The 11,611-nt window shown below is 59.7% G+C and carries 11 protein-coding genes; 1 reads left to right on the plus strand and 10 read right to left on the minus strand.

Annotated elements, in window-relative coordinates:
- Positions 1-58 precede the first annotated feature (58 nt).
- A complete protein-coding gene (locus tag BMZ01_RS03765) occupies positions 59-958 on the plus strand; it encodes an asparaginase (protein ID WP_092284568.1) in 900 nt (299 codons plus the stop codon).
- On the opposite strand, the gene BMZ01_RS03770 is transcribed toward BMZ01_RS03765, so the two are convergent.
- From BMZ01_RS03770 to ftsZ, 10 genes are all read right to left on the minus strand, one after another.
- Complete coding sequence (locus BMZ01_RS03770; RefSeq protein ID WP_092284570.1) at positions 944-2,344, minus strand: DNA polymerase IV; 1,401 nt, start codon at positions 2,342-2,344, stop codon at positions 944-946. The two genes, BMZ01_RS03765 and BMZ01_RS03770, sit on opposite strands and share 15 nt — an antisense overlap.
- Entirely contained in the window at positions 2,341-3,291 is a 951-nt protein-coding gene (locus BMZ01_RS03775; RefSeq protein WP_223845866.1) for an EamA family transporter, read from the minus strand. The genes BMZ01_RS03770 and BMZ01_RS03775 overlap by 4 nt, the downstream gene beginning before the upstream one ends.
- A complete protein-coding gene (gene ileS, locus BMZ01_RS03780; RefSeq protein WP_092284572.1) occupies positions 3,292-6,489 on the minus strand; it encodes an isoleucine--tRNA ligase in 3,198 nt (1,065 codons plus the stop codon).
- Between the two features lie 239 nt (positions 6,490-6,728).
- The gene (locus BMZ01_RS11120; protein ID WP_177180045.1) at positions 6,729-6,893 is read right to left on the minus strand and encodes a hypothetical protein; all 165 of its coding nucleotides are present in this window, start codon (positions 6,891-6,893) and stop codon (positions 6,729-6,731) included.
- Positions 6,894-6,961: 68 nt separating this feature from the next.
- The gene (locus BMZ01_RS03785) at positions 6,962-7,921 is read right to left on the minus strand and encodes a DivIVA domain-containing protein (RefSeq protein ID WP_092284574.1); all 960 of its coding nucleotides are present in this window, start codon (positions 7,919-7,921) and stop codon (positions 6,962-6,964) included.
- A 237-nt stretch (positions 7,922-8,158) separates the two neighbouring features.
- Positions 8,159-8,449 carry a YggT family protein gene (locus BMZ01_RS03790; protein WP_092284576.1) on the minus strand — a complete coding sequence of 97 codons (291 nt, stop codon included), beginning with the start codon at positions 8,447-8,449 and terminating at the stop codon, positions 8,159-8,161.
- 84 nt (positions 8,450-8,533) lie between these two features.
- A complete protein-coding gene (locus tag BMZ01_RS03795; protein ID WP_092284578.1) occupies positions 8,534-8,944 on the minus strand; it encodes a cell division protein SepF in 411 nt (136 codons plus the stop codon).
- Between the two features lie 44 nt (positions 8,945-8,988).
- Positions 8,989-9,654 carry a YggS family pyridoxal phosphate-dependent enzyme gene (locus BMZ01_RS03800; RefSeq protein ID WP_092284580.1) on the minus strand — a complete coding sequence of 222 codons (666 nt, stop codon included), beginning with the start codon at positions 9,652-9,654 and terminating at the stop codon, positions 8,989-8,991.
- The gene (gene pgeF / locus BMZ01_RS03805; protein ID WP_395890773.1) at positions 9,642-10,355 is read right to left on the minus strand and encodes a peptidoglycan editing factor PgeF; all 714 of its coding nucleotides are present in this window, start codon (positions 10,353-10,355) and stop codon (positions 9,642-9,644) included. The genes BMZ01_RS03800 and pgeF overlap by 13 nt, the downstream gene beginning before the upstream one ends.
- Positions 10,356-10,362: 7 nt before the next feature.
- Entirely contained in the window at positions 10,363-11,529 is a 1,167-nt protein-coding gene (ftsZ, locus tag BMZ01_RS03810; RefSeq protein ID WP_092284584.1) for a cell division protein FtsZ, read from the minus strand.
- Positions 11,530-11,611: the final 82 nt, after the last annotated feature.

An 11,611-nucleotide genomic window follows, 5' to 3' on the forward strand; every position in this document is an offset into this window, starting at 1 on the left:
AACGATCAGTCGCGAACTCAGGTGACACTATTGTGCTGTTTTGTGGCACTCTTTTTTTATGACTCCTCCACAGATCGTTTTAATAACCACTGGCGGCACCATTGCCTGCACTGCTGATGCCCGTGGGGATTTAAAGCCCACTCTTTCTGGTACCCAATTAGCTGCTGGGCATGAGGGGGTGAAGGTGAGGGAATTATCGCTGCTCGATTCTTCCGCGATGAGTTTGCGGGATATTGATGGGATCCGCGCTGCGATTAAAGAGGAGTTGGCTGATCCTGAGGTAGCTGGGGTGGTGATTACTCATGGCACCGATTCCATGGAAGATACGGCCATGGCTTTGGCGGCTTTCCACCATGATGAGCGCCCCGTGGTGCTAACTGGTGCCCAACGGCATTGGGATCATCCAGAAAGTGATGGGCCCCCCAATTTGGCTCAGGCCATTGAGGTGGCACGCAGCCACCATGGGGTGTGTATTGCTTTTGGTGGGCAGATAATTAATGCGGTGGGGGCGCACAAGGTGCATACCGATGAGCTGCAGGGTTTTGCTGGTGAAGATGCCGGTGAGCTGCCTCTTTTAGCGGAGGCGCAATTAGCGGATGCACCGAATGTGGAGATCATTTATGCCTGGCCGGGCGCACCTAAAGAGCTGATACTCGATGCAATTGCCCGTGGCGTGGGTGGTGTGGTGATTGCGGCTTTAGGTGCTGGGAATATGGGCCCGCAATTAGCTGCTGGGGTGCGCTATGCCTTGAGTGTGGGGATACCGGTGGTGATTTCTACTCGCGTGTGTCGCGGGAGCGTGCGGGCAACCTACGGAGGAGCCGGCGGGGGTGCGCAATTGCAACGCGAGGGAACGATCTCGAGTGGAGCTTTAAAGCCCGCGCAAGCACGCATGCTCTTGATTGCCGCGCTGGCTGCAGGGGCGAGGCCGCGGGAGGTGTTTTCAGTTCTGCGCTAGCCACTCATCCCAATCGAGGCTATCGAGGGGGTCGGCCTCGCGGAGGGCGGGGTCATCGGCGGGGAAAGTGCGGGCGCGGCCGGGGCCGGTGGTGCGGGTTTCGAAACGGATGGTGACCACGCCGCGGCCAGCGCCTTGGACCCAACCGTGGCCATGTTCGGGGTGGTGGACATCCTGGGTGGCGGTCCAGCGCGGCTTGGGGCCGAAAATGCGGGATTCCTCGCGGTCCACGCGGTCAATCAGAGTGCCATCGGAGACCCCCACCTCATAGTCATTATTGCTGGGGCCGGCAGGTTGGGCGAGCTGGTCGAGTTCCGGGAAAAGAACATCCTGGCGAGCAGATTCCAAGCCGGAGAAAGACACCCCTACCAGGCGAATGGGGCCGACCTCATCGGGGTAACGCAGCAGACGGAACGCGGTGGCTTTGAGGGTTTCGGGATCGTCGGTGGCATAGGGAAGGGTGAAAGAGCGGGACTCGATGTGGAAGTCGCTCATGCGGAGTTTCACCGATACGGTGCGGGCACCTCGGCCATCGCGGCGGAGGCGACGGTGCGCATCCTTAAAGGAACGTTCCAGAGCGGTATCGACATCCGCGCGGGCCAGGAGGTCTTGGGGGTAGGTGTGTTCAGCGCCCACGGATTTGGCGATGGCGCGTGGAGCGACGGAGCGTTCATCCAGTCCGCGGGCGAGTTGGTGAAGCGAGGGGCCAATGGTGTCGCCAAGGAGGATACGGACGTCTTTTTCATTGAGTTCGGCGAGGTCACCAATGGTTTCTACACCGAGTTGGTGCAGCTTGGATTCGGTGACCGGGCCCACGCCCCACAGTTTATTGACGTTTAAGGGGTTCAGGAGGGCCTGGTGTTCTTGGGGTGGCATGACGAAGACGCCATCGGGTTTAGCCAGGCCGCTGGAGATTTTGGCGTATTGTTTGCCGGCACCCGCACCAATGGAGGCTGGCAGTCCGGTTTCCTCGCGGATAGCGCTGCGCAGCTGCTCTGCCCAGGCGTGCACCTCGCTGGCTTTGGCGCCGGCTAGTTCCGCAGGTTCCATAAAGCCTTCGTCGATGGAGAGTTTTTCCACCAAGCCGACGTGTTCTTCGATGACCTGGAAGACGCGGCGCGAGGCGGTGGTGTAGATAATGCGGCGCGGGGCGACCAACACCGCGGAGTAGCCAATGAGGCGGGCGGCGCGGTGCGTGGGCATGGCGGAGTGCGCGCCGAAAGCGCGGGCCTCGTAGCTAGCACCGGCCACTACCCCACGCCCGGAGACCCCGGCCACCAGCACGGGGCGGCCTTTGAGGGTGGGGCGGGTGAGCTGCTCGCAGGAGGCGTAGAAGGCATCCATGTCGATGTGCAGCACCCAGCGTGGGGAGGTGTGGTCAATCATTGCAACTGCTTGCAGCGGGTTGTTTTTGGGGTGCGGCGGGTTCGGCGGGTTGTTTTTGGGGTGCGTGGCCTTCGTGGCGTGAAGTCGCTGCCGAGGGCGACGGCGAAGACCACCAAGGCAATGCCGAGGAATTCCCAGATGGAAGGGATGTGGTGGAACAAGATGGTATCCATAATCGCTGCCATCACCGGGGAGAGCGCCAGGAGTAGGGAGAAAGCCGCTGGACCAGCCATTTTGAGGATAATTTGGTCCGAGGTATAGGGGATAATGGCCGAGAGAATGCCGAGGCAAAAGGCCATGCCGATAAGCAGTAGCCAGGGGTGTGCCAGCTGCGGGAAGGCGGCGATGAAGCCTGGGTAGACATCAAGTACCGGGCTGATATCGGCGGGCCACCACCAGATGGCTAGTGGCAGGAAGAGGATGGCGGCCCAGCTCATGGCCACTGGGAGGCCGACTTTGGCGGAGGCAGAGACTTTGGCCCCGAGGATGACATAGCAGGCCCAGAAGAAGGCGGTCAGACAAGCGAGCAACACCCCGGTATGCGAGGTGGCCCAGGTGGCGCCGGAGATAATCACCACCCCAATAAAGGCAATGATGGGGGCGATGCGGCGCCGGAACCCAGTCGCACCAATGGCGGCTACGGCAACTGGTCCGAAAAACTCGATGGCCACGGCGGTGCCCAGCGGGATACGCGCGATGGCCTCATAGAAGGTGAGGTTCATCGCTAAGGTTGCTATCCCGAAGAGGCAGGCGGTGGCTCCGCTACGTCCCAACCAGTAGCGTGGGTGTGGGCGCAGGATAATCACCATGAGCACCGCTGCGGTGGCGATGCGTAACCACGCCACTAAGGAGGGTGGTGCAACATTGAACAGGCCGATGGCAAGGGCCGCCCCGGTATATACCGAGACGCCCGCGAGCATCATCAGCAGCGGTGCCCAACGGTTCATTTAACCTTCGTTCTTGCTGTTCTTCTCTACCGTGGCGTTCACGCCCTTGAGCACTTCGGTGCCTTCGGGCAGTGCGTCGGTGCTGATATCCATGGAGGTGGCGAGCACTTCCCCGGCGATGAGATCGCGGTGGCGGGTGGCCCACTCCAGCTTGTCTTCTGGAACGCTAAGCTTCACTGCAATGCGGTCGGACACCTCCAGGTCAGCGGCCTTGCGGGCATCCTGCAGGCCCCGGATCACATCGGCGGCCCAGCCTTCGGCTTCGAGTTCCTCAGTGAGGGTCATATCCAACACCACCAGGCCATCGAGGCCATCAATGCGGGCGGTGGAATCCGGGTCAGCGGCAACCAGGCGGTCGCTATATTCCTCCGGTTGGAGTTCAATGCCATCGGCGATCACGAGTTCGCCCTGGCGCTCATAGTTGCCGGCCTTAACGGCCTTAATGGCGCGTTGGACATCCTTGCCCAGGCGGGGGCCGGCAACCTTGGCGTTGACCACCACATCGAAGGAGCCAACCGAGTCCACATCATCGGTGAGTAGGACTTCCTTGACATTGACCTCTTCGCGGATGATATCCACGAAGGGCTTGAGTGCCGCGGAATCAGCCAGTGCGACGGTGAGCTTGGGTAGTGGCAGGCGATTGCGCAGGGTGTGGGCCTTGCGTACGGAGCTGGCCGAGGAGCAGACCGCGCGCACCGCATCCATGGCGGAGACCAGTTCAGCGTCTTCGGGAAAGTCGCTGGCTTCTGGGTAGTCAGCTAGGTGCACGGAGCGCCCACCGGTAAGCCCGGTCCAGATCACTTCGGTGATGAAGGGCAGCAGCGGGGCGGCAACGCGGGTGAGGGTTTCTAGCACCGTATAAAGGGTGTTGAAGGCCTCCGGGTGCTCGCTATCACCGGCCCAGAAGCGATCGCGGGAGCGGCGCACATACCAGTTGGTGAGCGCATCGCAGAACCAGCGCACCTGGTCACAGGCTGAAGCAATATCGGTGTGGTCGAGGCTTTCGCGCACACCCTTGACCAAGTCATGCAGCTTGGCGAGGATATAGCGGTCCAGCACATGCTCGGAATCAGTGGACCAGGTGGCTTCCTTAGCCGAGTAGAGCTTCAAGAAGCTATAAGCATTCCACATGGGCAGCAGCGCTTGGCGCACACCTTCGCGGATGCCCTGCTCGGTGACGATGAGGTTGCCGCCGCGCAGGATGGGCGAGCTCATGAGGAACCATCGCATGGCATCGGAACCATCGCGGTCGAAGACCTCATTGACATTCGGGTAGTTGCCCTTGGACTTACTCATCTTCAGGCCATCGGAGCCCAGCACAATGCCGTGGGCTACAACTTCCTTGAAGGCGGGGCGATCAAAGAGCGCGGTGGCTAGCACATGCAGGGTGTAGAACCAGCCGCGGGATTGGCCGATGTACTCCACGATGAAGTCCGCCGGCGAGTGCGTGTCGAACCATTCCTTGTTCTCAAAGGGATAGTGCTTTTGGGCAAAGGGCATGGAGCCGGATTCAAACCAGCAGTCCAGGACCTCCGGCACGCGGCGCATGGTGGATTTCCCGGTGGGGTCATCCGGGTTGGGGCGGGTCAGTTCGTCGATCTCCGGGCGGTGCAAGGAGGTGGGGCGTACCCCGAAGTCGCGCTCGAGTTCATCAAGCGAGCCATACACATCAACGCGCGGGTACTCATCATTATCGGAAACCCACACCGGGATGGGCGAACCCCAATAGCGGTTACGGGAAATATTCCAATCGCGGGCACCTTCGAGCCATTTACCGAATTGGCCATCGCGGATATGTTCCGGCATCCAGGTGATCTCTTGGTTGAGTTCCACCATGCGGTCGCGGAACTTGGTGACTGCCACGAACCAGCTGGGCAGCGCCATGTAGATCAGCGGTTCCCCGGAGCGCCAGGAGTGCGGGTAGGAGTGCTCGATGGTTTGGTGGCGCAGCACGCGGCCCTTGGCTTTGAGGTCGCGGATGATGTCTTTATTGGCGTCGAAGACAAGCTGGCCTTCATATTCCGGCACCTGCGAGGTGAACTTGCCATCCATATCCACGGGGATGACCAGCTCAATATTGTTTTCCTGGCAGATGAACATATCGTCTTCACCGAAGGCGGGGGCTTGGTGCACCACGCCGGTGCCATCTTCGGTGGTGACATAGTCCGCCAGCAGGATGCGGAAAGCATTGGGCTGATCAGCGAAGTAGTCGAAGACCGGGGTGTAGCGCAGGCCTTCGAGTTCCTTGCCGGTGAAGGTGGCCAGCACCTCATGGTCCTTGCCCAATTCCTTGGCGTAGGCGCCCACCAGGGGTTCGGCGAGCAATAGCGAGGCGCCCACAAAGTCAGCGGCGCCCTTCTCCCCTACCTTCACCAGCACGTAGCTGACCTCAGGGTTGACGGCGAGCGCCAGGTTGGAGGGCAGCGTCCAGGGCGTGGTGGTCCAGGCGATGGCGGCGGCTTCTTGTAATTCCGGGTGCGCTGCGAGGGTGCTGGCACCAGCGGAATCCTCATCTGCCCCAACGATGGGCATGGTGACCGTCAAGGTGGGGTCCTGGCGCATCTTATAGGAGTCGTCCAGGCGGGTTTCTTGGTTACTCAGCGGCGTGTGCTCGGCCCAGGAATAAGGCAGCACGCGGAAGCCTTGGTAGATCAGGCCCTTGTCATAGAGCTGCTTGAAGGCCCACATGACGGACTCCATGAAGTCCAGGTCCATGGTCTTATAGCCATTATCGAAGTCCACCCAGCGGGCCTGACGGGTGACATATTCTTTCCATTCCTGGGTGTAGCGCAGCACCGATTCGGCGCAGTATTCATTGAACTTCGCCAAACCCATTTCTTGGATTTCGCCCTTGTCTTTAATGCCGAGCTGCTTTTCGGCTTCAAGTTCGGCGGGTAGGCCGTGGCAGTCCCAGCCGAAGACGCGGGGCACGCGGTTGCCGCGCATGGTGCGATAACGCGGGATGATGTCCTTGACGTAGCCGGTGAGCAGGTGCCCATAGTGCGGCAGACCATTGGCGAAGGGCGGGCCATCGTAGAAGATATATTCTTCGGCGCCTTCGCGTTGGTCGATGGAGGCTTGGAAGGTTTTATCTTCTTCCCAGTACTTCAGGACCGGGATTTCCATTTCCGGGAAGCGAGTGGATCCGCCGGAGAGGTCTTTGCGGGGATAGACGCCACCGACATTGTCTTTGGACATAAAAATAATCTCCTTCTCATGAGGTTCTGCAGGGACGCCTAAAGACGCGGTACCACCCTGCTTGGGTTGCCGTGGCAACCCCGCTTCGTTGTCATGAAAAGGAGATGACGGTCCCTACCCGTCCGGTTCTACTAGGCCGTAGCTGTTCTTCCGGAGCACTCCCCTGGTGATGGCCAAGATCATTGCGCATGCTGTGCTGCATTATATCGCTAGTGGTGCAAAAACCTTAAAGCACCCCGCTAGCTGCGCCGCCCGCGCCCGCGGATCATATCGATGAGCACCAAGATCAGGCCCACGATCACCACGGCGATGAGCGCGAAGGTGAAGATGATTTTCCCGGTGTAGATGCTGGCAACCAGGAGCAAGAAGCCGATGAAGGCGAGCACGAGGGCGGCGACGAGCATGTCAACACCTTTCTAGAAGAAATCCCTCACCTACGCGAGGTAGATGAGGGAATCAGGGCTGTAGAGTTTTAGCGCTCAGGGTTGGCGTTCGGCGCGGAGGAACCGCGGGACTCCAACTCTTCCAGCTGGGACTGCAGCAGGGTCTTCAGGCGAGTGCGGTACTCGCGCTCGAAGGTGCGCAGTTCAGCAATGCGAGCTTCCAGGGCGGTCTGCTGCTGCTTGACTGTGGCCATGATCTCGGTGTGCTTCTTCTCAGCATCAGCCTGCAGGGCCTGAGCCTTTTCTTGAGCTTCCTTGACCTGGGCCTGGGCGCGCTCATTGGCTTCGCTAATGGTCTTCTCGGAGTGGCGCTCCGCATCTGCAACCAGGGTCTTAGCCTTCTGGTCAGCTTCAGAGAGCTGCTTCTCGGCGCGCTGCTTGGCATCAGCCAGGGTAGCCTGAGACTTGCTATTGGCCTCGTTGACCTGCTTCTCAGCAGCAGTGCGAGCCTCATCCAGCATGGACTTGGACTCAGCCTGGGCTTCGCTGGTCAAACGATCAGCCATCTCCTGGGCCAGGCCCAGGACCTTGGCGGCCTGCATGTGGGTCTCAGCGGTGGCGACGCCACCTTCAGCGGCGGCGGCCGGCTGCTGTTGGACCAGGCCTTGCTTGGCGGCGGCCGGCTTAGCGGCAGCTTCCTTGCGGGCACGCTCGGCTTCTTCGCGGGCAGCCTTCACATCAGCTTCGGCCTTAGCGGTGGCCTTCTTAGCTTCAGCGAGCTTAGCTTCGTACTCGCCGCGCACCTTCGCTTCAATTTCCTTGCGGAGCTGGCCTTCATCGACGGAAGCAGGAGCGGCAGCGGGGGCTCCGCCACCAGCTTCTAGCTCTTCTACTCGCTGACGAAGGAAGTCATTCTCGTCCATGAGTTGGGCGAGAGTGTCTTCGACAATGTCGAGGAACTGGTCGACCTCGTCTTCGTTATAGCCCCGCTTGCCGATCGGCGGCTTATTGAAAGCAACATTGTGCACTTCAGCTGGTGTCAGCGGCATTGGCGTTCCCTTCGAGATTTGTTTACGCGCCCTGCAGTACAGGACTGCCACGCGGGAAGGTCCCGCGACGTGATTTTCATTTCATCCTACGTTGTCGTTCAAGGAAATGTAACCACGGAGTTATCTATTGAGGCTACTTGAAACGAAAGATCCTGGATTTAGATTACCTGTTTAGATCACTTTCGATCACATCACCCGACACACCCCGCTGGCAACCAGGGGGTACAGCTACCCCCGCTAGCGGATCCAGGCTAAAAGTGCCGACTGCAGGATGGCGCAGATGAAGAATAAAACAAGCACTGAGACATCCAGTCGGACCCCGCCCATGGGAAGCGGCGGAATGAGTTTGCGCAAGAGCTTCACCGGCGGGTCGGTGATTAAGAAAAGCGGCTCGGCGATCAGCGCGAACCACCGCGGCGGGCGGAAGGTACGCGAGAAGGATTGCACCATCTCAATGATGAGGCGGGCGATGAGCACCCACGTGAAGATACGGACAATAACGAGCAGGATAAGACCTATCGATTCCACGTGTTGGACTCTAGCGGAGAATGCACAAAGCCGCGCACAGCGGTATGCGTGTGCGCGGCGTTTACCTGAAGCGTTTAGTGTGCTTTAACGCAGACGAGCTGCTCGCTCCAGCTCAACAATGGAAATATCGGCACCATCCGGGATGATCGCAAATACGCGGCCATCCAGCTTGGTCATGGAGCCACGCAGCGCGAAGCACAGGCCGGCAGCAAAGTCGACAACACGCTTGGCGTCAGCGGAGTCCATGCGGGAAAGATCAAAGACCACGGCATCGCCATCGCGGAAGGGCTCTCCAATTTCGGTGCACTGTTCATAGCCTCGCAGTTCCACCGGCACAACGGTGGCGGGCAGGCGGCGCGGCTCATAGTATTCGCGCTGCGGTGCGTAGGCAGCGGAGCCGTTATAGCGCGGCTGCTCGTCGTAGTAGGCGTCATCGTGATCCATATCGGCCGGGGTGAGGCCGAAGAATTCCTTGGCGCTATTAATGATCGACACCGATTACTCCCCTTCAGGTAAGTGTGTGAAAACTGCGATTGAGCTCAGGCTACCGGGCGTGAACCGAGGATCGCGGTACCGACACGCACAACATCTGAGCCGGCCGCAATTGCCTCGTGCATATCCCCACTCATCCCCGCCGAAAGCTTCAGCGGTTGCTCCGTGGAGTACTCCTGGCATAGAGCATGTGCCCACCGAAAAACTTCTGTGGCGTCGGTTCCCAGCGGTGGGACAACCATAAAACCGACGAGCTCGAGGTGCTCGCTTTCCCGGACCGCCGCGACCAGCTCGCCAAGATTTTCTTCGCTGCAGCCGCCCCGATTCGGGTCGCCATCAAAACTTAATTGGATATAACAGGGCAACGTATCGCCCTTCGTCCGAGTTCCCTCGGCATTGCGCATTCCGCGTTCCAACCCATGCACAATTTTCAGGGTGTCCACGGATTGCACACCCGCCGCCCAGCGCGCAATGGAGTTGCACTTCTTGGACTGAATCTGCCCAATCATCCACACATCCATTTGCGGGCAAGCAGCAGCTTTCTCGCGCGCTTCTTGCTCGCGATTCTCCCCCACTGCCCGCACCCCAAGCTCATAGAGCAGCTCCAGGTCCGAGGCAGGGTGGAATTTCGTCACCGGCAGGATCTCCACTCGATCCCCCACCGATCGCCGCACCGCCGCTAAATTGCTGCGCAATTCTTCTAGTCGAGCCAAATCACACCTGCCTGACGTCCCGTGGTTCCCTCACGCCGATAGGAGAAGAAATCCTCATCCTCAATGGTGCAGCGCGGGTCCGCATCCACCGCGGTTACTCCCTTACTGAGGCATTGCCGAAGCAGGCCTGAGCGAATATCGAGACCGGGGGTTCCCTTCGCAGTTGTGCTGCGGCTACCAGGCAGGTGCGTTTCCACATCACTAGCCAAGTCACGGGGGACTTCGTACCTTTCACCGGATGCGGCGGGGCCCATCAGCACGTGGATGGCATGCGGCCTAGCTCCTAACTCCACCATTTTCTCAATGGTGTTGCGCAGGATCCCATTGCGTGCCCCCATGCGCCCAGCATGTACAGCGGCAATAACCCCTGCCTCATGATCACTGAGCAACACAGGCACGCAATCAGCCACGAGTACGCATAGCGCCAATCCTCGCTGGGTGGTCACCACAGCATCGGTTGCGGCAATGGGGTCTTCACTGGGGCCCTCCACCACCGTGACGGTGGGTGAATGGATTTGTTCCATCCACACAAAGCGCGAAGCCTCTAAGCCCAGCACTTGGGCGAGGCGTTCACGATTGGCCTTCACATGGGCCGGGTCATCGCCCACACGATCAGCCAAATTGAAGGAGGCATAGGCCCCTTCCGATACCCCACCTTTGCGGGAGGTAAAAACCTTATGCACCGGGCGGCGTTCGCTCACTGTGGTCCTAGCGTAGGAAGCTGGGGACATCTAGATCATCACCGCGGTCATCGCGGTCATAATCAAAGCTGTCATTGGCGTTGTTGGTGAAAAGCCCGCCGCGGGTCGGCTCATTGCGGTGGCGCGGGGCCTCTTCGCGAGTGAAGGAAGGACGCGGTTCTTCCTTCACCGGCTCAGCATCATTGTCGAAGATGGAGCTCTTCTTTTCTTCCTTGGCCTTGTTCTGTGCCTCGACATCAAAGCCGGTAGCAATGATGGTCACGCGAACCTCATCACCAAGGTTGTCATCAATGATGGTGCCCCAAATCAGGTTCACATCCGGGTCAGCCTTTTCAGCCACCAGGCTGGCCGCTTCATTAACTTCCATCAGGCCCAGGTCAGAGCCACCAGCGAAGCTCAGCAGCACGCCGCGGGCACCTTCCATGGTGGCCTCCAGTAGCGGCGAGTTAATGGCCTGCTCAGCAGCGCTGAGGCAACGGTTCTCACCGGTTGCCCGGCCCACACCCATCAGTGCGGAACCAGCATCCGCCATCACGGCGCGAACATCCGCGAAGTCCACGTTCACCACACCAGCAGTGGTGATCAGGTTGGTAATGCCCTGCACACCATTGTGGAGCACTTCATCAGCGGCGCTGAAGGCGTCCATCATGGAGAGGTTCATATCGCCTAGCTGCAGCAGGCGATCATTTGGAATAACGATGAGTGTGTCGCAGACTTCCTTCAGGGCTTGGATGCCCTCTTCGGCCTTGCGGGTGCGCTGAGCGCCTTCGAACTTGAAAGGCTTGGTAACAACACCAACGGTCAAAGCGCCCAGCTTCTTAGCGATGCTGGCCACCACCGGCGCAGCACCAGTACCAGTGCCACCACCTTCACCTGCGGTAACGAAGACCATGTCGGCACCCTGCAGGGTTTCTTCGATTTCCGACTTGTGGTCTTCTGCGGAGGTGCGGCCAACCTCGGGGTTGGCGCCAGCACCCAGTCCGCGGGTGGCTTCACGTCCAATATCGAGCTTCACGTCAGCTAGCGAGAACATGAGGGCCTGGGAGTCGGTGTTCACGGCGATGAACTCGACACCTTTAAGGCCCTCTTCGATCATCCGGTTCACGGCGTTGGCGCCACCGCCGCCGACGCCGACGACCTTGATGACGGCGAGATAGTTGGTCGAGGAGGTCATGTTCTGGTGCTGGCCTTTCCTAGGAGGGGATATTCGCGAGGTTAAGAAATCTGATGCGCTGGGAATGGTTCCCGCGTGATGT

Origin of the sequence: Corynebacterium spheniscorum, from assembly GCF_900113445.1 — a bacterium.
GTDB classification, from domain to species: Bacteria; Actinomycetota; Actinomycetes; order Mycobacteriales; family Mycobacteriaceae; genus Corynebacterium; species Corynebacterium spheniscorum.

What these genes read in the sequence shown, in the direction of transcription:
- BMZ01_RS03765 (WP_092284568.1), top strand. Translation starts at nt 59, where the DNA reads ATGACTCCTCCACAGATCGTTTTAATAACCACTGGCGGCACCATTGCC.
- BMZ01_RS03770 (WP_092284570.1), bottom strand. Translation starts at nt 2,344, where the DNA reads ATGATTGACCACACCTCCCCACGCTGGGTGCTGCACATCGACATGGAT.
- BMZ01_RS03775 (WP_223845866.1), bottom strand. Translation starts at nt 3,291, where the DNA reads ATGAACCGTTGGGCACCGCTGCTGATGATGCTCGCGGGCGTCTCGGTA.
- ileS (WP_092284572.1), bottom strand. Translation starts at nt 6,489, where the DNA reads ATGTCCAAAGACAATGTCGGTGGCGTCTATCCCCGCAAAGACCTCTCC.
- BMZ01_RS11120 (WP_177180045.1), bottom strand. Translation starts at nt 6,893, where the DNA reads ATGCTCGTCGCCGCCCTCGTGCTCGCCTTCATCGGCTTCTTGCTCCTG.
- BMZ01_RS03785 (WP_092284574.1), bottom strand. Translation starts at nt 7,921, where the DNA reads ATGCCGCTGACACCAGCTGAAGTGCACAATGTTGCTTTCAATAAGCCG.
- ftsZ (WP_092284584.1), bottom strand. Translation starts at nt 11,529, where the DNA reads ATGACCTCCTCGACCAACTATCTCGCCGTCATCAAGGTCGTCGGCGTC.